Origin of the sequence: Pedobacter kyonggii (assembly GCF_004310665.1) — a bacterium.
GTDB classification, from domain to species: Bacteria; Bacteroidota; Bacteroidia; order Sphingobacteriales; family Sphingobacteriaceae; genus Pedobacter; species Pedobacter kyonggii.
The window spans coordinates 225,921-250,937 of sequence record NZ_SIXF01000005.1; the positions used below are offsets into that span (position 1 = coordinate 225,921).

At 38.4% G+C, this 25,017-nt stretch carries 23 protein-coding genes and 1 pseudogene; 16 read left to right on the forward strand and 8 right to left on the reverse strand.

Translation table 11 applies throughout. From position 1 onward, the window contains the following. Positions 1–2: 2 nt before the first annotated feature. From EYS08_RS08005 to EYS08_RS08025, 5 genes are all read right to left on the reverse strand, one after another. Positions 3–467, reverse strand: coding sequence for an SRPBCC family protein (locus EYS08_RS08005; protein WP_244215893.1), 465 nt, complete (start codon positions 465–467; stop codon positions 3–5). Further along, entirely contained in the window at positions 460–1,416 is a 957-nt protein-coding gene (locus EYS08_RS08010; protein WP_131029522.1) for a TIGR01777 family oxidoreductase, read from the reverse strand. The genes EYS08_RS08005 and EYS08_RS08010 overlap by 8 nt, the downstream gene beginning before the upstream one ends. Positions 1,417–1,421: 5 nt before the next feature. Beyond that, complete coding sequence (locus tag EYS08_RS08015; protein ID WP_131029523.1) at positions 1,422–2,237, reverse strand: thiol-disulfide oxidoreductase DCC family protein; 816 nt, start codon at positions 2,235–2,237, stop codon at positions 1,422–1,424. A gap of 181 nt (positions 2,238–2,418) precedes the next feature. Further along, a complete protein-coding gene (locus EYS08_RS08020) occupies positions 2,419–2,925 on the reverse strand; it encodes a GbsR/MarR family transcriptional regulator (protein ID WP_131029524.1) in 507 nt (168 codons plus the stop codon). Between the two features lie 35 nt (positions 2,926–2,960). Further along, positions 2,961–4,070 (reverse strand): alginate lyase family protein, encoded by a 1,110-nt coding sequence (locus EYS08_RS08025; protein WP_131029525.1) that lies wholly within the window; start codon positions 4,068–4,070, stop codon positions 2,961–2,963. 129 nt (positions 4,071–4,199) lie between these two features. Between EYS08_RS08025 and EYS08_RS08030 the strand changes: the two genes are divergently transcribed. The 16 genes from EYS08_RS08030 to EYS08_RS08105 all read left to right on the forward strand — a co-directional run bounded on the left by EYS08_RS08030 (position 4,200) and on the right by EYS08_RS08105 (position 23,110). Then, positions 4,200–6,695 (forward strand): YfhO family protein, encoded by a 2,496-nt coding sequence (locus tag EYS08_RS08030; protein ID WP_131029526.1) that lies wholly within the window; start codon positions 4,200–4,202, stop codon positions 6,693–6,695. 551 nt (positions 6,696–7,246) lie between these two features. Next, the gene (locus EYS08_RS08035; protein ID WP_131029527.1) at positions 7,247–8,101 is read left to right on the forward strand and encodes a UDP-2,3-diacylglucosamine diphosphatase; all 855 of its coding nucleotides are present in this window, start codon (positions 7,247–7,249) and stop codon (positions 8,099–8,101) included. A 20-nt stretch (positions 8,102–8,121) separates the two neighbouring features. Beyond that, a complete protein-coding gene (locus tag EYS08_RS08040; RefSeq protein WP_131029528.1) occupies positions 8,122–9,111 on the forward strand; it encodes a glycosyltransferase family protein in 990 nt (329 codons plus the stop codon). Positions 9,112–9,703: 592 nt separating this feature from the next. Further along, entirely contained in the window at positions 9,704–10,684 is a 981-nt protein-coding gene (locus EYS08_RS08045; RefSeq protein ID WP_131029529.1) for a DUF6427 family protein, read from the forward strand. 155 nt (positions 10,685–10,839) lie between these two features. After that, complete coding sequence (locus EYS08_RS08050; RefSeq protein ID WP_131029530.1) at positions 10,840–11,574, forward strand: type III pantothenate kinase; 735 nt, start codon at positions 10,840–10,842, stop codon at positions 11,572–11,574. Then, positions 11,555–12,868, forward strand: coding sequence for an OmpP1/FadL family transporter (locus EYS08_RS08055; protein WP_131029531.1), 1,314 nt, complete (start codon positions 11,555–11,557; stop codon positions 12,866–12,868). Before EYS08_RS08050 ends, EYS08_RS08055 begins: the two co-directional genes overlap by 20 nt. After that, on the forward strand, positions 12,868–13,440 hold the full coding sequence (locus EYS08_RS08060) for a hypothetical protein (RefSeq protein ID WP_131029532.1): 573 nt from the start codon (positions 12,868–12,870) through the stop codon (positions 13,438–13,440). Before EYS08_RS08055 ends, EYS08_RS08060 begins: the two co-directional genes overlap by 1 nt. Before the next feature lie 268 nt (positions 13,441–13,708). Then, complete coding sequence (locus tag EYS08_RS08065) at positions 13,709–15,793, forward strand: peptidylprolyl isomerase (protein ID WP_131029533.1); 2,085 nt, start codon at positions 13,709–13,711, stop codon at positions 15,791–15,793. A 65-nt stretch (positions 15,794–15,858) separates the two neighbouring features. Then, positions 15,859–16,374: a DUF2480 family protein gene (locus EYS08_RS08070; protein ID WP_131029534.1), complete on the forward strand. Its 516-nt coding sequence runs from the start codon at positions 15,859–15,861 to the stop codon at positions 16,372–16,374. A gap of 101 nt (positions 16,375–16,475) precedes the next feature. After that, on the forward strand, positions 16,476–17,249 hold the full coding sequence (locus EYS08_RS08075) for a DUF3108 domain-containing protein (RefSeq protein ID WP_131029598.1): 774 nt from the start codon (positions 16,476–16,478) through the stop codon (positions 17,247–17,249). A 2-nt stretch (positions 17,250–17,251) separates the two neighbouring features. After that, positions 17,252–17,815 (forward strand): DUF3109 family protein, encoded by a 564-nt coding sequence (locus tag EYS08_RS08080; RefSeq protein WP_131029599.1) that lies wholly within the window; start codon positions 17,252–17,254, stop codon positions 17,813–17,815. 242 nt (positions 17,816–18,057) lie between these two features. Then, positions 18,058–19,110 (forward strand): dTDP-glucose 4,6-dehydratase, encoded by a 1,053-nt coding sequence (gene rfbB / locus EYS08_RS08085; protein WP_131029535.1) that lies wholly within the window; start codon positions 18,058–18,060, stop codon positions 19,108–19,110. After that, positions 19,110–19,658 (forward strand): dTDP-4-dehydrorhamnose 3,5-epimerase, encoded by a 549-nt coding sequence (gene rfbC, locus EYS08_RS08090; protein WP_131029536.1) that lies wholly within the window; start codon positions 19,110–19,112, stop codon positions 19,656–19,658. The genes rfbB and rfbC overlap by 1 nt, the downstream gene beginning before the upstream one ends. Next, positions 19,655–20,518 carry a dTDP-4-dehydrorhamnose reductase gene (rfbD, locus tag EYS08_RS08095; protein ID WP_131029537.1) on the forward strand — a complete coding sequence of 288 codons (864 nt, stop codon included), beginning with the start codon at positions 19,655–19,657 and terminating at the stop codon, positions 20,516–20,518. Before rfbC ends, rfbD begins: the two co-directional genes overlap by 4 nt. Positions 20,519–20,583: 65 nt before the next feature. After that, a complete protein-coding gene (rfbA, locus tag EYS08_RS08100; RefSeq protein WP_131029538.1) occupies positions 20,584–21,444 on the forward strand; it encodes a glucose-1-phosphate thymidylyltransferase RfbA in 861 nt (286 codons plus the stop codon). A 391-nt stretch (positions 21,445–21,835) separates the two neighbouring features. Then, a complete protein-coding gene (locus tag EYS08_RS08105) occupies positions 21,836–23,110 on the forward strand; it encodes a nucleotide sugar dehydrogenase (protein ID WP_131029539.1) in 1,275 nt (424 codons plus the stop codon). A gap of 33 nt (positions 23,111–23,143) precedes the next feature. Here the strand turns inward: EYS08_RS08105 and EYS08_RS26640 are convergent, their stop codons facing one another. From EYS08_RS26640 to EYS08_RS08120, 3 genes and pseudogenes are all read right to left on the reverse strand, one after another. Further along, complete coding sequence (locus EYS08_RS26640) at positions 23,144–23,323, reverse strand: transposase (protein WP_131029540.1); 180 nt, start codon at positions 23,321–23,323, stop codon at positions 23,144–23,146. After that, positions 23,300–23,676 (reverse strand): annotated as a pseudogene (locus EYS08_RS26645) (transposase); the annotation flags it as partial. The gene EYS08_RS26640 and the pseudogene EYS08_RS26645, both read right to left, overlap by 24 nt. Before the next feature lie 587 nt (positions 23,677–24,263). Continuing rightward, positions 24,264–24,494, reverse strand: a complete 231-nt coding sequence (locus tag EYS08_RS08120; RefSeq protein WP_131029542.1) for a hypothetical protein — start codon at positions 24,492–24,494, stop codon at positions 24,264–24,266. Between the last annotated feature and the right edge of the window lie 523 nt (positions 24,495–25,017).

Below are 25,017 nucleotides of genomic sequence, written 5' to 3' on the forward strand. Positions count from 1 at the left end.
TATTACCATTCAGCTTTAAATTTGATTGTCTTATTTCTTTTCTCAATTAGTTTCAGCATATAATTTTTAAGAAATGTTTTTTCTACAAGCCTACCTAACAAACCAAACGGTGCCTGAAATTCAAAAACATCTGTCATTTCTGTCTGAGCATCTATTATTTTAAACTGGTGTTGGTGGTGGAGTTTTTTAAAGGGGCCTTTAACCATCTCATCGACAAAGAATGTTGGGTATTCCATTGTACTAATCTTATTTGTCATTTCGAACAGAATGCCAAAATGTTTGGCTCGCCAGGTAACCGATTCATGTAAACCGATCAATCCAGCTCTCTTCCCAGCGATGGCTTTCTCACCAGAACTTTGCATCGACTGTACGTGGAGGTCAATACTCCTGGCCAGATCGAAACAGCGTTCAATGGGCGCATTGATCAATGTCTTTAAAATAATTGTTGCCATTTTTAACTTACCCATGCTCCCGCTGGGCGTCTATACCCTTCAAACCCTCCGCTCTCAACGCCTTCACTGCCTCATCTATCTTCGCATACTTAAATTCAAAGCCACTGTTCAACAATCTCCTTGGTTTAACCCACCTGCTTTTTAAAATCAGTTCGGTTTCTGTTCCGATTAGTTTTGCACCTATGGCCAGTAGCCAGGCTGGAGCAGGCAAACCGAAGCCGATGCCGTAGGCTTTTCTAATACTGCGCATAAACACATGGTTTTTAATTGGCTCGGGTGCGGTACAGTTTATTATGCCTTCAACCTCATTGTGGTTCAGCAACCATTCAATACTGCCTGCGGCATCTAACTCGTGCACCCAGCTTACATACTGTTCGCCATTGCCCTGTTTACCACCCATGCCCAGTTTAACCAGGTTGAGCAAGCGTGGAAATGCGCCATCTTTTAGTCCCAGTACAATGCCCATCCTGAGGGCCACTTTTCTGGTTTTTGGGGTTTCGTTTTCAAAGAAACTACTTTCCCAGGCCTTACACACCTCAATCGAAAAGCCATCACCGATTTCTCCCTTAAGTTCATCTTGCGGACAGTCTTCGGCATGCCGGTAAATGGTTGCAGAGGTAATGTTGATCCAAAGTTTTGGCGGGTTTTCCAGGTTTTTGATTACTTTGCCGAGTAAACGGGTAGGGATTAACCTGGAACTGATAATTTCTTTCTTGTTGTTATGGGGGTACCTACAGTTTACATTTTTACCACAGAGGTTAACCAGTAAATCGGCACCTTGAAGGTTTGTTGCCCAGTCGCCCAGGGTTCGGCCATCCCATAGCAAGGTTTTAATGTTCCCTGCTGCGGCTTGTGGTTTTCTTGACAGGATAATCACTTCACCAGCCCGACGGCTAAAGTGTTTGGCCAGTACGGTACCTAAATATCCGTTTCCTCCTGCAAGTACAATTTTTCCGTATTTCATGATTCCTATAAAGTAAAGATTAAACCTAAAACAATTAAACGGTAAAGCACCCAGGTAATACTCATCGCCCAGCCCAAATGTAACAGCTTGCTTCTGCGGAGGTGCTCCAAAAACATAAGTCCGGCCACCATCAAAAAGTAAAGGATAAAAAATATAGACGGGATGTTGAGGTATTGAGCGATAACCAAAACGGGCAAAAACAAAAGTGCACCAGCTAAAGAGATGGTCATGATGTTGCCCAGGTAATCCCAGATTTTTTCTTTTTTATAAAAAACAATGATGATGCCCTGAAAAAATATTTGTCCACCACAGATGAGGTATTCACGATATTGGCTGCCCAGTGGCACAAAATCAGTAAGCAGATGTGCATAAGCGGTTAAAATGTAAGCTGTAATAAACCAGGTAAAAAGCAGATAGGCCAAACGGTATTGGATTTTAAAGCTGGGCTGTATAGTGTTTTCTTTAACGGCCGCAGGAATAATTACTTTACGGTTGTAAGAGATAAAGGCATAAAACTTACGCATTAAATAAACAAATGGCCCAAATAAAAATAGCGGTTTAAAGATGGGCATAGCATGCGCAATAATTTTAAATAAACTCTGGATACCATAAGTTACTTCACCATTTTCGGTATTCACGAGCGCAATCTCATTGGCGGCCCTTTGTTTGTCAACCAAAGGACAAATGTTTTCAGACATGCTTTGATAAGCCTCACGACCACCTTTGGCCAGCATACCTGTTTTTACAAATGCTTTGGTATAAGCATAACACATTGGGCATTCATTATCAAATAAAATCACATGGTTGTTAAGCGTTTTCATTTTATTTAAATTTTAATACTTTCAGTAAAAAATGAAAGATATGATTAAAAAATTAAGCCGAACTTAAGGGTAAGGCTTTTTAGGGATTAGGGTTTAGCTTGGTGGTTAGTGTTGAGGGTGAATATGTCTTGATACACGATACTTACTACTTGATACCTCTCACGTCTCAAATCTCCTGTCTTTATTTAAAAACTTTCAATACCGAGCCCCAGAACCAGCTCTCTTCTGCTTTAAGCATCGTTTCTAAAGTTTTATCTACGTTGAGGGCAAGTTTGTTAATATCGCTTACCGATTTTTTAAAGGTTTTAAACTCCGGATCTTTTTCATCGCCTGTTACTGTCGAGAGTTCGTTCAGCACTTTCAATACCGGCTCTAACTCTCTTTTTTTACGCTCTTTAGCTACCTGACGGGAAATATTCCAAACATCTTTATCGGCAAAAAAGTACTCTTTGCGCTCGCCAGCTTTGTGTTGCTTTTCTATTAAGCCCCATCCAATTAAATCGCGCAGGGTCATGTTGGCGTTTCCCCTGGAGATACTCAATGCCTCCATAATTTCTTCAGTGGTAAGCGCTTCAGGAGAAATGAGTAATAGCGCATGTACCTGGGCCATGGTGCGGTTAATTCCCCATTCGGAGCCTAATTTGCCCCAGGCCTCTATAAATTTTAATTTTGCTGCTGCTAATTCCATAAGCAAATATAAAGTTATTTTTAAACTTTCAAAAATTATTGAAACTTTGCTTGTTTTGAAAGATGCTTGCGTCGCTTAATTTCATCCAGCATCATTTGCCAGTCGTTCCGCTTACCGTTTACTTTTTTTAATAGCTCGATTTGTGATGGATCGAAATAAACCGCTAGTTTTAATACTGGTAATGCCAAATCCGGTTTAAACATCGTTCCGGCTGCAAATCCCGGTTCATTATTTTTTGCCCGGTCGCGGTCGAATTTAACGGTTGTATTTACATATTCTTCATGCTGTTTTTCCTCTTTGATGTATGGGATTAACCATTCTGCAGATTTTTTGATAGAAGATTCTTTAGATGACTCGTAGGTGTAAAAATTGGTGCCTTTCGCTCTGTCGATCATAATGGCCAACTTTAGCATAGGTTCCAGGTCGTAAATGTGGTAATGCATGGCATCACGCTCTTTAAAATCCAAGCTTGTTCCGTCAGCATATAGATTGATATTGATGTGGCTTTTAAGATTTTCAATGGTCCATTTAATAAAATTTTGATTGTTTAAGGTGTAACCAATTTCGCCAACTATTTTTAGCCGGTGAGCGTTCCAGTTATTAATGGCGGTAGCTCTCCCCGCTTTCATCCGCTTGCTGTTAATTTCTGACCAAGCCGTTTCAGTAAGCCATTGTTCAATCTGTTTTTTATCAGCTGTTGGGATATCTTTTTTAATCAGGTCGTAGGCTTCAATGGCTTTATCCAGATTGGTATCGTCAATAGGATTGCCCTTCGGTTTATTGATTTTGGCCCATGCACCAAGAAATTCTACACATTTGTTTAAATATTTTTGATCATCGGTAATCCGGTATTGTAAGGCCAGTGCAAACATTTTGTTCATATCTGCCAGGGCTAATCTGGTTTTCTCTTTTTTTGGATTTCCCTTTAATAATCCTTCAGTTCTGATGGTATCAATTGGATTCGGGTTTTCGTTTAAATAATTTAATGCCGATTTTTCAAAGCCCAGGTATAGTTTTTTGGTTTCCCCATCATTTTTGATCTGAGTTTTCAACTTTTTAATTTCACTGGCATTTAAACTTACAATTTGCGAAAACGAAGAAAAAGATAATAAAGCAAGAGCGATTGTAACGACAAACTTTCTCATAATAAATAGGTTGAATTTTTATTCTTTGATACAAATCTAATTTTTTATTCAGCATGCATTTAATTTATTACTTTTTTATACCGCCCAATTTTTTATTTTTGACGTTCGTTTAAACTTAAACAAACCTTAATGAATAACTGGTTTAATAAAAATGGCGTACACCTGGCCATTATTGCATTTTTTGTAGTCATCACTTTTGCCTACTTCAGTCCTGTTTTGCAGGGTAAAGCGCCACAACAGGGCGATGTTTTGCAGGCTAAAGCCATGCAGAAAGAAATTATGGATATTAAGGCGAAAGATGGTAAAGGCCCACTTTGGACCAACCAGATGTTCGGTGGTATGCCAGCTTACCAAATTTGGGTACAGTATCCCCTCAATATTACAACCTATGGTATCGATGTAATTAAAGGTATATTCCCAGATCCTGTAGGAACTGTTTTATTATACCTTTTAGGTGCATATTTATTATTCTGCGTATTGAAAATAAACCCATGGCTTGCTGCAGCGGGTGCAATTGCTTTTGCATTTACCTCGTATAATTTTATCATTATTGCTGCGGGGCATAGCAATAAGGCCCTGGCCATTGGTTTCTTCGCTCCTATTTTGGCTGCCATTATTCTCATCCTAAGGGGCAGATATCTGGTAGGAGGCAGTTTGCTGGCGTTGTTCATGGCGCTAGAGATCCGCTCGAACCACATCCAAATGACCTATTATTTATTTATAGCGTTGTTTATTCTAGGCTGTATAGAACTGTATCATGCCTTTAAAGCAAAACAGCTTCCGGCATTTGGTAAATCTGTAGCTTATATTGCTGCAGGTATTTTATTGTCGGTTCTGGTAAATGCAGGTACCCTATGGACAACCTACGAGTATGGCAAAGAAACCATCCGTGGTAAATCTAACTTAACTACCGATAAAGCTGAACCTGCAAATGGTTTAGATAAAGAATATGCTTACCAATGGAGCCAGGGTGTTGGAGAGAGTTTCTCTTTCTTAATCCCGAATATTTATGGTGGTGCAAGCAGTATTGATGAAATTATCAAACCCGAAAGCAATACCTATAAAGCGGTCGAAAAAAATCTTCAGGGCGTTGATCCTAAGCAGGCCATTGGTTATGTAGCGCAAAATTTGGGTACTAACCAATATTGGGGCAATAAACCGGGTACTTCCGGTCCGTATTATTTTGGCGCTATTATTTGTTTCTTATTTGTTTTCGGACTGTTTATTGTAAAACATCGCTGGAAATGGTGGATCTTAGGATCGAGTGTTTTATTGTTGTTCCTCTCTTTCGGACAAAACCTACCTTTTATTTCAGACATCTTTTTTGATTACCTTCCTGGTTACAATAAATTCAGGGCTGTTGAATCGATATTGGCAGTTGTAGGTTTATTGGTGCCGTTGTTGGCTATATTGGCTATTAAAGAGGCACAAGAAGGAAAATACGATCAAAAATATTTAGTGCAGCGATTAACCTGGTCAGCAGGTATTACTGGTGGTTTTGCTTTAATTATTGCCTTGATCCCTACAGCGTTCTTCAGCTTTACGCAGGCCAACCAAGCACAGGTTTTAGATGCTTTAACACAAACTCTGCAGAATAACCGCGGTGCTGCGATGGAAATTTTAAACGGCATTGTTGCCGACCGTGTGGCTTTAGCACGTGCTGATGCCTTACGTACTTTATTGTTCATTGTCATTGGTTTTGGTATTACCTGGGCGTTCATTACCAAAAAGATGAATATGCAATTGGCCTTTGGTTTATTGGCGCTGTTTGTGCTGATCGATTTATGGCAGGTAGACCGTAGGTATTTAAACAACCAGAATTTTGTAAGCAAATCTGATCTCAACAACCATTACCAGCCAAGAGATGTAGATAATTTTATTTCGGCCGATAAAGATCCAAATTTCAGGGTTTTCGATATGTCGTTAGGTGATCCATTCAAAAGTGCAGAAACTTCATATTTCCATAAAACGGTTGGTGGTTTCCACTCGGCAAGGTTAAAACGTTTCCAAGAATTGGTGGATAACCAAATGACCAAAAGCATTAATCAGGATGTATTGGATATGTTAAATACGAAGTACATCATTACACAAGATCCTCAGAACGGATCGTATAAAATGCAGCGCAATGCAACGGCTGCGGGTAATGCCTGGTTTGTACAAAGTGTTCAGTTTGCTAAGAATGCTGATGAAGAAATGAAGGCCATTAGCAGTTTTGATGCTAAAAAAGAAGCCATCGTTGACGAAAGTTTCAAAAATTCGATCGATACCAAACGTTTAGGAACTGGTCAGGAAGGTTTTATTAAATTAACCAACTATAACCCTGATCATTTAACTTACGAATACTCAACCGCCAAAGATGTAATTGCAGTGTTTTCAGAGATCTATTATAATAAAGGCTGGAAAATGTATATCGATGGTGTTGAAAAGCCATACTTCAGGGCTGATTATGTTTTACGTGCGGCGCAGTTAGAAGCAGGCAACCATAAACTTGAGTTTATTTTCCACCCAACATCGTATTATACTGGAGAGAAGATTTCTTTAGCTGGATCGATCTTATTGGTGGCCGGATTAGGTTTCGGATTTTATTCAGAAGAAAAGAAGAAAAAGAAAGCAGTTAAAGCTTAATATTTTCTTTAAATAGATTTACGCCCCGCAAGATTTTGATTTTGCGGGGTTTTTTGCAGCCAAAATTTTTTTTTGTAATGATTTCTTGCCACAGAAACACAGAATATCCCCCTCGGTTTGTCATCCTGAGCGTAGTCGAAGGATCTTTTAACGAGGTAAAATGGATGATGGAAAGGGCTAGTTCAAAGTCCTTAAGTCAATTAACCGATTCTGCAATTAACCAGTTAACCAATTTATACAATTAACCAAACTAATGAACTATTGAACTAAACAAAACTTCGAATGTCATTTTAACAATCTTTATCAAATAGAATAATAATTTAACAATGTCGTAACATTTGTTTGATATACAGAGTCTTACCTTTGTAATGTAAATCAGATGATATGTTAGAATCATTCTTTGCCGTATGCTTATTAATTGTTGTACTTTATTTCTTTAGCCCCTTTGAGGTAAAACTCGATGAGGAAGAGGAGTGGTAACACAACTAATTTATCTCTGAACTGCTTTAATCGAGCGGTAACAAGACCCTTCCCCCCTAAATTTCCCGTTTATGGATAAAAGAAATGTCGATGTAGTCGTAATATCCGATGTACATTTAGGCACCTATGGTTGCCACGCGAAAGAACTTCTAAAATATCTTAAGAGCATAAAGCCCAAAACGTTGATTTTAAACGGCGATATCATCGATATCTGGCAGTTTAGTAAAAGTTATTGGCCCGAATCGCATATGAAAGTAATCCGTAAACTGATGAAATTCGTATCAGAGGGTGTTCAGGTCCACTATCTGACAGGAAATCATGATGAGATGCTCCGCAAATTCGACGGCATGGAAATGGGCACTTTCCATCTCCAGAATAAATTAATTTTAGAGCTGGACGGTAAAAAGGCATGGTTCTTTCATGGCGATGTTTTTGATGTAACCATGCAGCACTCTAAATGGCTGGCCAAACTTGGTGCGGTTGGCTACGATACGCTAATCCTCATCAATAGTTTTGTAAACTGGGTACTTACAGCATTTGGGCGGGAGAAGATGAGCTTTTCGAAAAAAATAAAAGCAAAGTTTAAAGATGCCGTTAAGTTCATCAATAGTTTTGAGCAAACTGCGGCAGAACTAGCCATCGAAAAAGGATATCAATATGTAGTTTGTGGTCATATCCACCAGGCTGAGCAACGCGAAATCGCCACAGAAGATGGAAAAGTGCTTTACCTGAACAGTGGAGATTGGGTAGAAAGTTTAACCGCTTTAGAGTATGAAAATAAAAACTGGACGGTCTTTAAATATGAGTACCAACATTTTACGAAAGACGAATTGGATGAAGGAATCCTTTCTGATGCCGAGGATTTAAAAAGTAAACTGGACATAAATATTCTTTTACAGAATATAAAATACGAAATTGCCCAATAATTTTAGATATTCGGGCATAAATGAAGATACTTTACGCAATACAGGGAACTGGTAACGGTCATATCAGTAGGGCGAGGGAAATTATTCCTTTGCTACAAAAATATGGCGAATTGGATATTTTAGTAAGTGGAACACAGGCCGATGTGAAACTCAGTCAGCCGGTAAAATACCAGTTGCATGGTTTCAGCTTTATTTTTGGGAAAAAAGGCGGTGTAGACCATTTTAAAACATGGCTGAACATGAATCTTTTCCGATTTAGAAAAGATATGAAGCAGTTGCCACTGAAAGAGTACAACCTTATCGTTAACGATTTTGAACCTGTAAGTGCCTGGGCCTGTAAACTACAGGGCATAGAATGTGTATCATTGAGCCATCAGGCTGCATTTAAATCTAAAAAAGTACCCCGTCCAAGAACTTTAGATTGGGGAAAGCTTATTTTGAGCCGTTATGCGCCTACCAAATACCATATTGGCTTTCATTTCGACCGTTACGATACTTTTATCCATACCCCGGTAATCAGGGCAGAGATCCGGAATCTGAAAAGTGAAAATTTAGGACATTATACGGCATATCTTCCAGCTATTGACGATAAACGTTTGGTAAAGCTTTTTACACAGCTCCCTGAAGTTACCTGGCAGGTTTTTTCTAAACACAGTAAAGTTGCCTACCGGGAAGGGAATGTTTTTGTAGAGCCGGTTAACAACGAAAAATTTAATAAAAGCCTGGCCACCTGCGAAGGTTTGTTTACCGGTGGTGGTTTTGAAGGACCAGCAGAAGCACTTTATTTAAAGAAAAAACTGCTGGTAGCACCTATGCGTTTCCAGTTTGAACAACAGTGTAATGCTTATGCTTTAAAACAGTTCGGTTTACCTGTAATTTGGGGAAGTACCAGAAACTGGTTGCCTATTATCAAAAACTGGGTAGAAAATCCGCAACAGCATGAGTTTAATTTCCCGGATGAAACGGCCCGGATCATTGATGATATGGTGAAGAAATATGCGAGGGTTTAGTCCTGAGTCTTCAGTCCTGAGTTCAAAGTCAATTTGCTCTCGATTGTCATCTTGAGCGTAGTCGAAGGATCTCAATGATGAATTAAGTTACTTAGTGATTTGGAAATGAATGTCGGTAGCTTTTGGCTTGTACAGGCCCGTTATTCGCTATAGCCCGATAAAGGATCGGGGCTGTCGCTACTCCCGGGTTTATTTAACGCAAAGCAGCGCTTTTGGGGATGGTTAGCTATACATCGCGTATTTGTACCTTCCGCTGCTACCTATTCACTTTGGTCTTAGGCTTATTCTAATCCGTGGCACAATACTGATCGGAACCGATACAAACAGGAACCTGCTTTTCTAAAAATAACAGAACTCACTTTTCTGCTTTTCATTAGCCAAACGGTCTTCGACTCCGCTCAGACTGACAGATTTATGGATGTCTTTCAATAAGATAAATAACATAAATCCTCCCTTTAGTCTTTAAGCTTTGGTTTTCTACTCTTGTCCTTCCGCTCAACGCTTATCGCCCTCCGCTTTGGTCTTTAAGCTTAAGTCTTTCTTCTGCTACTATTAAATTATTTTCTTTACTTTGCCTACTCTTTAAAAAGGCATGATTAATCAGTTTAGAAAGCTAAATCCAATTAACCTCGTATTCTTGCTGGCGTACACATTTTTTTTGCGTATTGCCATTTTTCATGAAACGCACGATAAGCTGAACTTTGATTTTTTGGAGCCCTTTGCCCGATTATTGATCAATATAGATTTGGATGATGCCTTTACACCATACACCAATATTTTTATCGCAGCACTATTGGTTTATATACAGGCGTTAATTTTCAACCGGGTTGTAAACAACCATAATTTGCTGGCCAAACCCAGTTTCCTTCCGGGGCTGATGTTTATTACAGGAACAAGTCTGTTTATGCCTTTTATGATACTAAGCCCGGCGTTATTGTGCAACTTTCTGCTGATCTGGATTATAGATAAATTTTTAAAACTAGGTAAAAGTGCCAACACTATAACCACTGTTTTCGATATCGGGATGATTATTGGGGTTGGAACATTGATCTACTTTCCGTTTATGACCATGTTGCTGATGATCTTTTTAGCGCTGTTGCTTTTTAGGTCGTTTAACTGGCGCGAATGGGTAGCTGGCTTGATTGGTTTTATTACAGTTTTCTTTTTTCTGGCAGTATTTTATTATTGGAAAGATAATTTAAGTTCGTTTTATCAGATATGGCAACCATTAGGCAATAAGTTTCCTTCGGTTTTTAAAATCAACTATAACGATTACCTGGTGCTGATCCCGGTAACAGTAATTATCATACTGGCATCACTACAGCTCCGGGAAAATTTCTTCAGGAGTTTTATCAGTACACGGAAAAGTTTTCAGCTGTTGTTTTTCATGTTTATTGTTTCTGCAGCTAGTTTTTACCTCAAACCCGATTTCAGGACCTGGCATTTTTTGCTTTGTGTACCGCCAGGATCGGTACTGTTGGCATACTATTTTAGCAATGCCAAAAAACGTTGGTTTTACGAAACATTGTTCGTTTTATTTGTGCTTTCGATACAGTATTTTCTGTTTGTTTAACCTTTTTTAACAAATAACTAGAGCGAAACTTGACAAAGATTAATAGCTTTGTGCATGATTTTAGCATTAAAGCTTTTTTAGTTTTAATCAAGATGGATAAAAAATGGGGTCATTGGAATTTCTAAGAACATATTATTTGCAGTGGGAGATTTTAAATGCGTAGGCTAAGCATTGATATTGGAAATTCTGCTGTGAAGGTTGCGGTTTTTGCAGATAAGGACATTATTCATCATCAGCGTTTCAATAAAATTGGGATACTTGATCTGGCTCAATTGATTGAGAAGTTTTCGCCAGCGAAATCCATCATCAGTAGTGTTAACCAGGAAGTTGGACCATTAGAAGTATTTTTAAAAAAGCATACCGGGTATATCCGTTTCTCAACCATGTTAACGAACGGCGTACAAAATAGATATAAAACGCCAGTTACTTTAGGATTAGATAGATGGGCTGCTATTTTGGGTGCAAATGGTTTACATCCAACAAATGCAAGTTTGGTGGTTGATGCGGGTACCTGTATTACTTACGATGTTTTAACCAGTTCTAAGGAATATTTTGGCGGAAGTATAAGCCCTGGTATTAAAATGCGGTTTAAGGCCGTGCACGAATTTACTGGCCGTTTGCCTTTGGTGGAGTGGGATGCAAATGAAGCTATTGTGGAAGGTACTGATACCCAATCGGCAATTAAAAACGGCGTTTTACAAGGAATAATAAACGAAATTGAAGGCTTTATTGCCCTAAATAATAAAAAAGAAAGTGCTCTGAAGGTAATTATAACGGGGGGTGATGCTAATTTTTTGTATAAACAATTACAAAACAGCATCTTTGCGCCTCAAATTATAAAAGATCCTTACTTAGTATTAAAAGGATTAAATGAAGCTATTGCAGATTAAAATGTACAAAAGAATAAATTATATTGCAGCCATACTCGTTCTAGTTTGTGGTTTAAGTGCTCAGGCACAGGTTACCACTTCATCACCATATTCAAGATATGGACTTGGAAATATAAAGGGATCTTTGTTGCCCCAGCTTAGGGCAATGGGTGGAATTTCTACCGCAGTAGGTAAAGTAACAGGGTTCAATTATATTAATATGCAAAACCCTGCATCTTACGCCGGAATAACTTTAACTACCATTGATGTGGGAATGAGCGCTGGTTTAACCAATCTTTCGCGAAACAATTTAAGCGAAACGAGTTTCAATTCTACTTTTAGTCATTTGGCATTTGCCGCTCCGGTTACCAAAAGATCGGCCTTGAGTTTTGGTATTTTGCCTTACTCAGATTTGGGTTATTCTTACAGAAACACCACCAAAGTTGATACAACCACTTTATACCAGCTTTATGAAGGCGAAGGCGGCTTATCAAAAGCTTATTTAGGTTATGGTTATCGTTTTGGCGATCATTTAAGAATTGGGGGTAACTTAGAATATATTTTTGGTAACCTCCAAACCACCCGGGCTACAGAATTTCAATCGGTAGGGGCTTATAATGCTAAACTTCAAAATAAAAATAGTGTTGGCGGTATAAATTACTCTTATGGCATACAGTACGATTTTAATATCGGTAAGAAAACAATTATGACCCTGGGGTATTCTGGAAGCACTTCTGGGAAAATAAATTCAACACAAACTTCTTTTGCTACGTTCTACACAAGAGATCAAAGTGGTAATGAAAACCCTGCAGCCGATACGTTAAATATCGCGGATAACGGAAAATCTAATCTTACCTTGCCATTAACGCACAATTTTGGGATCTCTATCCAGCAAAATGATAAGTGGATGATTGGTGCCGATTTTAGAATGAGTAAATGGGCTGCAACAAGTATCAATAATGTAAATCAAGGTTTGCAAGATAGCTGGGGGGCATCGCTCGGTGGCCAATGGACACCAGATGCATTTTCTTACAACAGTTATATGAAACGCGTAGATTACCGCCTTGGTGTTAATTACGATAAAACTTATATCAAAATCGGTAATCAGGATATCAAACAAATGGGTGCATCTTTAGGTTTTGGCTTCCCCTTGCCTACTGCTAACGGTGGTTCAGCATTTTATAAAATCAACTTTACAACCGAGTTCGGACAAAGAGGAACGTTAAGCGATAATCTTGTTAAAGAGAAGTTTATTAATTTCCACTTAGGCTTTACCTTGAACGATACCTGGTTCCGTAAGTATCGTGTAGACTAATGAATTTAAGAACATTTTTATATGGTCTGTTTCTGGCGTTGCCTTTTTTTCTGGCTTCCTGTGGAGACGACGATCTAAAAAATGCCAGTTCAGTGTCGCCAAATAAAGTAATCCTATCAAGGGACCGGACCATCGGTGTCGATATTACTTATAGCGATTCGGCCAGAATTAAGGCTAAAGGTTATGCCCCAATAATGGATAAAGTTACGCCTAAGAATGGAAGTGCTTATCAGGAGATGATAAAGGGGGTAAATATCGATTTTTATAATCCTAACGGAGCTATTGATGGAAACTTAGTGTGCGATTATGCCATTAGGAAAGATAGTGAGCTTAAAACCGAATTTAGGAAAAATGTGGTTGTAAAAAACAGTAAGGGCGATACTTTCTCTTCGCAGGAGCTGATCTGGGATGAGTCGAAAAAGATTTTTTATTCCAGTCAACGGGTATATGTAAAAGGAGTAGATGGAAGCATTGGCGAAGGCATCAACTTTAAAGCTCCGCAGGATTTTAGTACCTATGAAATGGATAGCGGAAACGGTGTGCTGAACATGAAGGAAGGCGTAGCGCCGTAGACGACGAGATGAGTGAATGATAGCGTTTTGAATGAGCGCATGTTTGAATGGCTTTATTCAAATCATTATTCACTGATACACGCATTCAATCATCCAACTCATTATCTAATTCAATCACTCAAAATTCTGTCATTCAAACATTAAAAGAGGGCCTGTATTTACTTAAAAATTAAACACTTGATAAATAAAATTTTGTGTTTTCTTTTTTGAGGCAAATTTGTATCTTGCGCCCTCTTAAAAAAGAACTAAATAAATTTATAATTACAATATGGGATTAATGACATTTTTGCGTAACCGTGCAGGCTATATTCTAGTTTTTGCCATCGGTTTTGCAATTGTTGCATTTTTAGTAGGTGATGCAATTAACGTGGGTAAACCTTTTTGGGCAGCAGATCAAAAAGTTGTAGGATCAATTGATGGTAAGGATATCAGTATTGATGAATTCGGACCAAAGGTTGATCAGGGTGTGAACCAGATGAAACAACAATATGGCGGCAGTGCAAATGCACAGATGACTGCTATGGCTGTTGATCAGGCATGGAATGCAGAGTTGGCAAAAGTTTTGTTAACTAAAGAGTACGATCGTTTAGGTTTAACAGTCTCTGAAGATGAATTGTTAGATTTATTACAAGGTCAAAACCCTAGCCCCCTAATTAAACAATATTTCTCTAATCCTCAGACAGGACAGTTAGATCGTGCTACCTTGATGAACTTTCTAAAATCGAAAGAACCTCAGGCTTTGCAGCAATCTAATATGTTACAGGAAGAAATTAAAAACCAGGCCCTTCAGACAAAATATTCTAACCTGATCCGTAATTCGGTTTATGTAACTTCTTTAGAAGCTACTGATGAATATACCAACCGTAATAAACTGGCTAATTTTAAATACGTAAGTTTAGATTATACTTCTATTCCTGATGCTTCTGTTAAATTAACAGATGGCGATTATTCGGAATATTATGATCAGAACAAAGCACGTTTCAACAATCCACAAGAAACACGTGCTTTTGAATACGTTACTTTCAGTATCAGTCCAACCAAAGCAGATTCATTGGCAATCAAAGCTCAGGTAGACAAAATTGCTGCTGATTTCCAGGTGGCTAAAAACGATTCACTTTTCGCAGCCATCAATTCAGACGTTAAAGTCCCATTTACTTATATCACAAAAGGCAAGTTGGATCCAGCTGTTGATTCGGCAGTATTCGCTTTACCTGCAGGCAGTTTTTATGGTCCGAAATTAACAGGTAACTCATACAAAATTGTGAAGGTAGTTTCAACCCGCATCTCTCCTGATTCGGTAAAAGCAAGCCATATTTTAATCGACCCGGCTAAAGTTGGTGGTGAAGATAAGGCAATAAAACTAGCTGATTCATTAAAAGCATTAATTTTAAAAGGAGCTAACTTTGCAGAACTGGCTAAAAATTACAGTGTAGATGGTTCGAAAGATCAAGGGGGCGAATTGCCAGCTTTTGCCCGCGGTGCTATGGTACCTGAGTTTGAGAATGCTGCATTTGATGGTAAGACAGGAGATCTTAAAGTAGTAAAATCTCAGTTTGGATACCATGTGCTTAGAATCGAAAAACAGATCGGTTCATCTAAAGTGGCTAAATTAGCTTACGTAGAAAAAGCATTAAATGCAAGTAGCAAAACCCAGGCAGCGGCTTACAAAGCAGCAAGTAATTTCTTAACTGATGTGAAAGGTAACGACTTTAGCAAATTTGCTGCACAAAAAGGATTAAAAGTTGCTGTTGCCGATAAGGTTGCATCCACACAAGGATTTGCAGCTGGATTGGATAATCCACGTAAATTAATTCAAGATGCTTATGCAGCAGATAAAGGTGATGTATTACCTGAAATTTATACCATGAGCAATGCTTATGTTGTGGCCCGTTTAACTACAATCAGTCCAAAAGGTATTTTATCTTTAGCTGATGTGAAGAAAGAAATTGAGCCAATGGTAATTAATGCAGTCAAAGCAAAACAATTAAAAGAAAAATTAGCCAACGCAGGTAAAGGAAGTATCGATCAGGTTGCAGCTAAAGTTGCACGTCCGGTTAATCCAGTACAAAATGTGGTATTTGCTAATCCGGTAATCCCAGGCGTAGCACAGGAAAATGCTTTAGTAGGTAGCGTTTTCGGTTCACAGCCAGGTAAAGTATCTGCCCCTGTTCAGGGCGAACGTGGTGTTTATGTATTTTCAGTTGATGGATTTACAAATCCTGCACCAATTGCAAATATGTTTAAACAAAAAGAAAGCATGATGTTAAGTTTAGGACAGCGTTCATTAGGATCGGCTTTCCAGGCTTTACAGGAAAATGCAAAGATAAAAGACAATCGTGTGAAATTCTATTAAATAGAAAATACGTAATTTTGTAACCGTTCCGATGATTAGTCGGAACGGTTTTTTTATTTAAGGCCATGGAAATTCAGGAAAACATTATTAATAAAGTAGCCAATAGCGGTTTAATTACCTTAAATCTCGAAGATTTTTATCATAAAGGCGAAAGAGTGGTTTATGATATTGTAGACAATCTTTTTTCTGGGTTAATACTAAGGGAAAAGGATTTTAGAGAGTTTATCAAAAATCACGATTGGGCGCAATATCAGGATAAGAATGTAGCCATTATTTGTTCGGCCGATGCAATTGTACCTACATGGGCTTATATGTTGCTGGCCAATAAACTAAAGCCATATGCCAACGAAGTGGTATTTGGCGATTTAAATACATTGGAAGCTGTTTTATTTACCAAGGCATTGGCTAAAATTAATCCTCAAGATTATGCCAACGAGCGTGTGGTGGTAAAAGGATGTGGAGATATCGATGTTCCGGTTTCAGCCTATGTTGAGGTAACCAACCTGCTTACACCGGTAGTTAAAAGCATTATGTTTGGAGAACCCTGCTCTACAGTTCCCGTATATAAAAGAAAAGATTAAATTTTGGTTTGCTTTTTGTATATCTTCATGGGAGAAAGAATTTAACCACATTTTTTAGGAAACAGTTCCTTCCCAACAACACACAAATGAGTACAAAAGCAATGAAGAAATTATTTATAACCGTCACGGCTGGCTTATGCAGTCTTTTGGCAACGGCTCAGCAACTTCCCCTGAAGAAAGAGGCCGTATTTCAGGAAGGTGAAGTTTTGCAATATAAATTAAGGTACGGATTTATAACGGCGGCAGAAGCCACGATTAAGGTAGCCAATTCTGATTTAAAGTTTGATAACAAACCCACCTATAAACTTACGGTTGATGCGCAGACTTCCGGAACTTTTGATGTGTTTTATAAGATAAGAGATCATTACGATTCGTATATCGATAAAACTGACCTTTTACCTTACTTCTATCAGGAGAATATCCGTGAGGCCAGTTATAGACGTCAGGATAAGGCACGTTTTACGCAGGATGCAAAGAAAGTAGTTTCGAACAGAGGAACTTTTACAACACCGACTAATCAGACTTTTGACCTGGTTTCGGCTTATTATTTTGCCCGGAGCCTGGATATCAGTAAAATCAAGGTTGGTGATAAGTTTAAACTGAACTATTTTTTGGGTGATGAAATCTCAGCCTTAGAGGTAGAATATATAGGAAAAGAAACGATTAAGAGTAAGTTGGGGAACATCCGCTGTTTAAAATTTAGTCCATCCATTAAGCCAGGAAGGATCTTTAAAAAAGATAGCCGGTTATACCTTTGGGTAACCGATGATGGAAACCGCGTGCCGGTAAAAGCCCAGGTAGAGATATTGGTGGGTGCAGTTACCATGGAATTAAAATCGGCCAGTGGACTGAAATATGCTTTAGCAAAAGAATAATGATGATAGAAGTTGAACAGGTGCTGGTGCACGAAGACGTATTGAAAGAAAACTTTGTTTGTAATTTAAGCAAATGTAAAGGGATCTGTTGTGTGGAAGGTGATTCGGGTGCGCCATTGGACAATGACGAAAAAGCCATTTTGGAAGAGATTTATCCAAAAATTAAACACCTGTTGAATGAAAAAGGCATTAAGGCTATAGAAGAACAAGGCGTTTACGTGGTGGATGAAGATGGCGACCTGACCACTCCTTGTGTCGATAAAAATAAAGAATGTGCTTACGTGCTTTTTGAGGGTGGTATTACCAAGTGTGCCATTGAAAAAGCGTATGAGCAAGGTATTGTAGATTGGCAGAAGCCGATTTCTTGTCACCTTTACCCTATCCGGATAACCAAATATCCAGAATTTGAGGTGCTAAATTACGACCGCTGGCACATCTGCCACGATGCTTGTACCTTTGGCCGTGAACTTAAAGTACCAGTTTATAGCTTTTTAAAAGGACCACTAATCCGTAAATACGGTGAAGAGTGGTATAAAGAATTAGAAAGTTCTGTGGCGGCGATGTAGTTTGTTTTTCTTAAATTTCTATGTTTATTGGCGCAACAGTAAAATCAAATATAAGCTTCATCTATGCTTTCCTTGCGTATATCTATTGTGACTGTAAGCTTATCTATTTATGCAAAAGATGCTCATAGAAATTAATTAATTGCTTCTAAATTATTTCGTTCAGTTTTCAGCTTATGTCAAAATTAAATTGTTTTTTGCCGAAATCTAGCTTACTTTAGCCAATTGAAAAACATTTAATAACTGTGAAAAAAATCTTAATCACTGGTGGTGCAGGCTTTATTGGCTCTCATGTAGTTCGCCGTTTTGTAAATAACTATCCTCAATACGAGATCGTCAATTTAGATAAACTTACCTATGCAGGTAACCTGGCTAATTTAACGGATATTGAAAATAAGCCAAATTATAGATTTGTAAAGGAAGACATTACAGATGCTAACGCAATGTTTGATCTGTTTAAAACAGAAAATTTCGATGCGGTTATCCACCTAGCAGCAGAGAGCCATGTAGATCGTTCTATTTCTGATCCAACAGCTTTCGTCATCACCAATGTAATTGGGACAGTAAATTTATTAAATGCGGCCCGCGAATATTGGAAAGGTGATTACGATAAAAAACGTTTCTATCATGTAAGTACCGATGAGGTTTACGGTGCTTTAGGCGAAGAAGGTATGTTTACTGAAACAACTGCTTACGATCCGCATAGCCCTTATTCGGCATCAAAGGCGAGTTCAGATCACTTTGTAAGGGCTTACCATGATACTTATGGCATGGACTGTGTAATTTCTAATTGCTCTAACAACTATGGTTCTCATCATTTTCCCGAAAAATTGATTCCATTAGCCATTAATAATATCAAAAACAACAAGCCTGTACCCGTTTATGGTAAAGGCGAAAACGTACGCGATTGGTTATGGGTAGAAGACCACGCCAGAGCAATCGATGTAATTTTCCACAATTCGAAAACAGGAGATACTTACAACATTGGTGGACATAACGAATGGAAAAATATTGATCTGATCAATTTGCTTTGTACCATTATGGACCAAAAACTTGGTCGCGAAGTAGGAGAATCGGCTAAGCTGATTACCTATGTAACCGACCGCGCAGGTCACGATTTACGCTATGCCATTGATTCGAGTAAATTACAAAATCAATTGGATTGGGTACCAAGCTTACAATTTGAAGAAGGCTTGGCCAAAACAGTAGACTGGTATCTACAAAACGAAGATTGGTTAAACAATGTAACCTCAGGCAATTATCAATCTTATTACGAACAACAATACAGCAGTAAATAATGGAAATTGAACAAACAGGATTAAAAGACTGTCTGATTATAAAGCCAAGGGTGTTTGAAGATCCCAGGGGTTATTTTTTTGAAAGCTTTAATCAAAATACTTTTGAAGAAAAAACAGGTTTATCTGGCAGGTTTGTTCAGGATAACCAATCTTATTCTTCATATGGTGTAATTAGAGGTTTACATGCCCAAACCGGTGAATTTGCACAGGCTAAATTGGTTCGTGTAACGAAAGGTGAAGTATTGGATGTTGCCGTAGATGTACGCCCTAGCTCACCAACTTATGGTAAGCACATTGCGGTGCGTTTAAGTGCGGAGAATAAATTACAGCTGTATATTCCAAGAGGCTTTGTTCATGGCTTTTCTGTATTGAGTGAAACCGCAGAATTTTTATACAAGTGTGATAATTTTTTCAATAAAGCTTCAGAAACTGGCGTAATTTATAACGATACGGACCTGAATATCGATTGGTTAATTCCAGAAGAAGATCAAGCTATTTCAGATAAAGACCTTTTTTTAAAACCCTTTTCAGTTTTACAACACATATGAGCAAAATATTAGTAATTGGCGCTGGCGGACAGTTAGGCCAGTGCTTAAAGGTGGTTGCGGAGCGAAGAGGAATTACGGAAATTGTTTTTCCAGCGGAGCAGGATGCCAATATTCTAAATGAGTCTGGTTTGAAAGATCTGTTAGCTGCAGCGCAACCTGCTTTTGTAATTAACTGTGCCGCTTATACTGCTGTAGATAAAGCAGAGGATGAAGTTGAGCTGGCTAAAGCCATTAATGAAACAGGGGCAGCTTACTTAGCCTCAGCTTGTTTAGTAAATGGGGCAACGCTTATACATGTTTCTACCGATTTCGTTTTCGAAGGGAATGAGGTTAAATTGTTGAAAGAAGATGATCAAGCTGAACCGATCAATGTTTATGGTGTAACCAAATTAGATGGAGAAGAAGTAGTTGTTTCAACACTGCCTGCTCACTTCATTATCCGCACCAGCTGGTTGTATTCTGAGTATGCCAACAACTTTGTAAAGACCATGCTTAAACTTGGTGCTGAGCGTGATGAACTGAATATCATTGCCGATCAAGTGGGCACACCGACCTACGCGATTGATCTGGCAAATGCCATTTTTGATATTATAAGTTCTTCATCCGCCGCTTATGGCGTTTACCATTATAGCAATGAAGGGGTAACCTCATGGTTCGATTTTGCAAAGGCCATTTTTGATATCAGTGAAACAGCGGTTAAAGTGAATCCTATTCCAGGTTCTGCTTACCCTACCAAAGCTGTCCGGCCAGCATTTTCGGTAATGGACAAAACCAAGATCAAAGAAACTTTTGATATCCAGATTCCATATTGGAGAGATAGTCTGATAGAGTGTATAAAACAAATTAATAAATTGAAGTAATGTAGATTTTAGATAGAGCCATTAACCTCAAATCTAATGTCTAAAATCTCAAATCTAATACTAATATGAAAGGTATAATCTTAGCTGGTGGCAGCGGAACCCGTTTGCATCCTTTAACTTTGGCTTGTAGTAAACAGATGATGCCGGTTTACGATAAACCGATGATCTATTATCCACTATCTACCTTAATGTTGGCTGGTATAAAGGAAATTCTGATTATCTCTACCCCACACGATCTGCCAAATTTTGAAAAATTATTGGGTGATGGTGCTTCTTTAGGCTGTAAATTTAGTTATGCAGCACAGGCTGAGCCGAATGGGTTAGCACAGGCTTTCGTTATTGGAGAAGAGTTTATAGGTAAAGATAAAGTGGCCCTGGTGTTGGGTGATAATATTTTCCATGGCGATGGTATGGCTAAATTATTACAGGCCAGCTCTGACCCTGATGGCGGTGTGGTATTTGCCTACCAGGTTGCTGATCCTGAACGTTACGGGGTTGTGGAGTTTGATGAAAATAAAAAGGCAATTTCGATAGAAGAAAAACCTGTTCAACCCAAATCAGACTACGCAGTACCAGGTTTGTATTTTTATGATAACGAGGTGGTAGAAATTGCCAAAAATATTAAACCTTCACCTCGTGGCGAGTACGAAATTACCGATGTGAACCGAATCTATCTGGAACGAGGTAAATTAAAGGTAGGCGTATTAAGCCGTGGTACAGCCTGGTTAGATACCGGGACTTTTACCTCTTTAATGCAGGCCGGGCAATTTGTTCAGATTATTGAAGAAAGACAAGGTTTAAAGATAGGCTGTATTGAAGAAATAGCTTATCGTATGGGCTTTATCGATGAAGAACAGCTTAAGGCTATTGCTACTCCATTGGTTAAAAGCGGCTATGGTAGTTACCTGTTGAAACAGATTAAATAAGAAGTTGGACCTTAGTGTAATAATAAATCACCATTCATTGCAATTGTATTGATTGGTGATTTTCTTTTATCCTTCAGAAGGATGATTTAAGGAGATAAACGATCGTTAAGTATCGTCATCTCCGCAGTGGAGATCTTTTGATATAGTCCCGATCTCTCCTCCAAATCAAGACGACCGCTCATTGCTGTCCCAGCGAAAGATCTTCAGAAGTATCTGAAATTTTTACCACATAAGAGATATAAGTTCATTTAAGCCTTACGCTGCACCCAACACTGTGTGCGCTGTGCTTTTTTTCTTTGTGGGCCCTGTGGTTAAAAGATTATCAGCATTGAATCAGGCACAATAAGCATCCCTGATTTATCTTATATTTGCCCAGTTACCGAAAGAAAAAATGAATACAAAAAAGCAGATTGCAATTATTGGTTTAGGTTATGTAGGTTTACCCCTGGCTATCGAATTTGCGAAGAAATATAAAGTAATTGGTTTTGATACGAACGAGGAACGGGTTGCAGAGTTAAATCAACTACAGGATCGAACAAACGAAGCCAATCTGGAAGATCTGCAAACTGTAATTGTTGAATCAGAGGTGGGATTAACCCTTAGTGCCAATTTAGCCGACCTGGCCACCTGTACCATCTATATCGTTACCGTTCCTACCCCTATCGATCAGCTCAAACGGCCAGATCTGCAACCTTTACTTGCGGCAAGTAAAATGTTGGGTATAGTGCTTAAAGCTGATGATATCGTCATTTATGAATCAACTGTTTACCCTGGCTGTACTGAAGAAGATTGCGTGCCTGTTTTAGAAAAAATTTCAGGATTAAAATACAATATCGATTTTTTCTGTGGCTATTCCCCAGAACGGATTAATCCTGGAGATAAAGTTAATACCCTTACCAAAATTAAAAAGGTAACCTCGGGCTCTACGCCTGCAATTGCTGCTGAAATTGATCAACTCTACGCATCTATCATTACCGCAGGTACCCATTTGGCACCCAGCATTAAAGTAGCAGAAGCCTCAAAAGCCATTGAAAATGCACAACGGGATGTTAATATCTCTTTTGTAAATGAACTGGCCTTAATCTTTGATCGCATGGGCATTGATACAACAGATGTCCTGGCTGCTGCTGCAACCAAATGGAATTTTCTCAATTATAAACCCGGCTTGGTTGGTGGCCATTGTATTGGCGTCGATCCCTATTATTTAGCGCATAAATCGGAAGCTTTGGGTTATAAACCTGAAGTGATTTTATCCGGGCGGAGGATAAATGACAATATGGGCATGTTTGTAGCCAATAAGGTGATTAAGATGTTGGTGGCCAGAGATAAGGTAATTAATGGCGCTAAAGCACTAATATTAGGTTTCGCTTTTAAAGAAAATTGCCCCGATACCAGAAATACAAGGGTAATCGATATTTATAGGGAGCTGATATCGTTTGGTTTGGAAGTTGATGTATTTGATCCCTGGGCCAATACAGCTGAAGTGGAAAAGGAATATGGTTTTAGGTTATTGGAACAGTTTGGATATCAATATGACACTGTGATTCTGGCGGTCTCCCATTACCAGTTTTTGAACGTTGATTATTCCGAATTCAGAAAAACTGGAGCTGTTATTTTCGATACTAAATCATTCATTGCGCGTGATTTGGTTGATGATAGATTATAACCTGAGTTCGATTATTAAAATGCGTACAATTGATTAGTTTTTACAGTTTGATATTTGATTGATGGTTTTTTTAGGGAAGAAACTATATGCTGCCAATCCAGCCAAAATATTAACTATAAAATTAATAAATGAGCGATGTCTTGAATGTTCAATCTGGTATATGTTTTTAAGCTCGTTATTTACGGTTTCTATGACAGGCCTTTTCCTCAACATGATCTTTCGTTCATGTTCATTAAGCTGTTTTTTATATTGTTATGTATGCCTGTTATCAAATGTACCCCATCAGTAAAGTATTTCAAACAAAGTTTTGGATATATACCCCTTGCCTCCAAACAGCTTTCCGAATATTTTTTCAGGAATCCCTTTCTTTTCAAGGGCTCCCTATCATCCATATTTCCCTGCCTAATCAGGAAATTTAGAATTTCGCCTCTGTCATTAATCGGCAAATGAAGCTTGAAACCGAAAAACCAGCCCATTGTGGATTTTCCAACTTCAGCAATCCCCCTGAATACCTTGTTTGCCTTGATCCGTATGTTCTTACAGACTCTTATCGGTGTGGAATCCAAAAAAAATGCCTGTACAAGAACCTGAACAACAGCTTTTAAGGAATATGGTTAAGGGCATGATTACACTTTGGTTATGCTCTACAAATCGGTGGGCTATTAATGGAAACATCTGAAACAATGGTCAAATTATCTGCTATAAAATTATTATTGAATAAAATTCAAACAGGCTCTAATGTAAATAATTTATTTGCGGCTCTTGGTTTTCTGTTGGCAAACAATTCAAAAATATAGCTGTTATAAGAATATCCATTGGCTGATCGCCGTATTTATTAATCACAAAATTCGTTTATGCAGTATATTGACCAGGTTTCAGGTTATCCTATCCCTTTGTTTTTTAAGAACCTAATCATTGGATTAATAGCGGTATCTCTTGATATTTTAATCAAGTTATCATTCACAAAACTTTCATCTTGCTTTCGGGTTGTGGGATTTTATCATTATAAACCTGAACTAGATTAATAACATGCCTTTCAAGATCTTCTGTAGATATTTTCAACTCACCGTCGTTACCCTGAATTTATTTCAGGGTCTATCTAGCAGGAAAGATGCTGACAACGAAGTAGCTATTAGGCCTTTAAAGCTATATTTTATTTAAACATGCCTTTCACTTTCAGCTTTGCTAATTTTTCCTGCAGATCGCCATCAGCGTCTTTTGGCTCATTACGTGGCTTGAAGTTTTGTCTACTGTTATTCTGCTTAAAATCTTGTTTTGGTTTATGCTCTTTAGTCTCCCGACTACGGGCTTCCGACTTCGGACTGGCTTCAGTTTTCATCGATAGTGAGATTCTTTTGCGTGTTGCATCAACTTCCATTACCATACTTCGACCTAAAGGTAAAAATTAAAGGAAGCAAAGCTAATCAGGATTTGCGGGATTTTTAAGATGAAGTTTTCCATCTGGCTCTGTGGGTAGTTTCCCAGAAAGTTATTTAGGACAATAATTCTGTTTAGTTTTTGAGTCAATTGATTTAGTGTCTGGTTGAAAAGTGTTCGGCATAAGTAGTTTATAATGTCTTATTACTTTGGCATACTATTTGCTTTTTTGTTTTGCTAACCAACTAACTAAAATACTAAATTAATGTCAAATCCGTATCCCCGATGCTGGAAATGTAACACGCACTACCACTATCAAATTCCAAGGCCTTGGTTGATTAAAACGTTGCTTTTTTTTCTGCCCATTAGGAAATATTTTTGCCCACATTGTGTGACCAGTAGATATTCTTGGGTGAAGACCAAAAATAATAGCGCTAATTACCTAAAGACTGAGCATGTTGATAAGACCGACCCTAAAAAGCTCAGAAAAAAATAAACATTGCTATCCTTTAAATGCAATTTAGCAGAGC

Coding starts and splice junctions, on each gene's coding strand:
- EYS08_RS08035 (WP_131029527.1), top strand. CDS start 7,247: ATGGATAAAAGAAATGTCGATGTAGTCGTAATATCCGATGTACATTTA.
- EYS08_RS08065 (WP_131029533.1), top strand. CDS start 13,709: ATGGGATTAATGACATTTTTGCGTAACCGTGCAGGCTATATTCTAGTT.
- EYS08_RS08070 (WP_131029534.1), top strand. CDS start 15,859: ATGGAAATTCAGGAAAACATTATTAATAAAGTAGCCAATAGCGGTTTA.
- rfbA (WP_131029538.1), top strand. CDS start 20,584: ATGAAAGGTATAATCTTAGCTGGTGGCAGCGGAACCCGTTTGCATCCT.
- EYS08_RS08005 (WP_244215893.1), bottom strand. CDS start 467: ATGGGTAAGTTAAAAATGGCAACAATTATTTTAAAGACATTGATCAAT.
- rfbD (WP_131029537.1), top strand. CDS start 19,655: ATGAGCAAAATATTAGTAATTGGCGCTGGCGGACAGTTAGGCCAGTGC.
- EYS08_RS08120 (WP_131029542.1), bottom strand. CDS start 24,494: ATGGTAATGGAAGTTGATGCAACACGCAAAAGAATCTCACTATCGATG.
- EYS08_RS08050 (WP_131029530.1), top strand. CDS start 10,840: ATGCGTAGGCTAAGCATTGATATTGGAAATTCTGCTGTGAAGGTTGCG.
- rfbC (WP_131029536.1), top strand. CDS start 19,110: ATGGAAATTGAACAAACAGGATTAAAAGACTGTCTGATTATAAAGCCA.
- EYS08_RS08045 (WP_131029529.1), top strand. CDS start 9,704: ATGATTAATCAGTTTAGAAAGCTAAATCCAATTAACCTCGTATTCTTG.
- EYS08_RS26640 (WP_131029540.1), bottom strand. CDS start 23,323: ATGTTGAGGAAAAGGCCTGTCATAGAAACCGTAAATAACGAGCTTAAA.
- EYS08_RS08075 (WP_131029598.1), top strand. CDS start 16,476: ATGAAGAAATTATTTATAACCGTCACGGCTGGCTTATGCAGTCTTTTG.
- EYS08_RS08015 (WP_131029523.1), bottom strand. CDS start 2,237: ATGAAAACGCTTAACAACCATGTGATTTTATTTGATAATGAATGCCCA.
- EYS08_RS08060 (WP_131029532.1), top strand. CDS start 12,868: ATGAATTTAAGAACATTTTTATATGGTCTGTTTCTGGCGTTGCCTTTT.
- EYS08_RS08030 (WP_131029526.1), top strand. CDS start 4,200: ATGAATAACTGGTTTAATAAAAATGGCGTACACCTGGCCATTATTGCA.
- EYS08_RS08080 (WP_131029599.1), top strand. CDS start 17,252: ATGATAGAAGTTGAACAGGTGCTGGTGCACGAAGACGTATTGAAAGAA.
- EYS08_RS08025 (WP_131029525.1), bottom strand. CDS start 4,070: ATGAGAAAGTTTGTCGTTACAATCGCTCTTGCTTTATTATCTTTTTCT.
- EYS08_RS08010 (WP_131029522.1), bottom strand. CDS start 1,416: ATGAAATACGGAAAAATTGTACTTGCAGGAGGAAACGGATATTTAGGT.
- EYS08_RS08040 (WP_131029528.1), top strand. CDS start 8,122: ATGAAGATACTTTACGCAATACAGGGAACTGGTAACGGTCATATCAGT.
- EYS08_RS08055 (WP_131029531.1), top strand. CDS start 11,555: ATGAAGCTATTGCAGATTAAAATGTACAAAAGAATAAATTATATTGCA.
- EYS08_RS08105 (WP_131029539.1), top strand. CDS start 21,836: ATGAATACAAAAAAGCAGATTGCAATTATTGGTTTAGGTTATGTAGGT.
- EYS08_RS08020 (WP_131029524.1), bottom strand. CDS start 2,925: ATGGAATTAGCAGCAGCAAAATTAAAATTTATAGAGGCCTGGGGCAAA.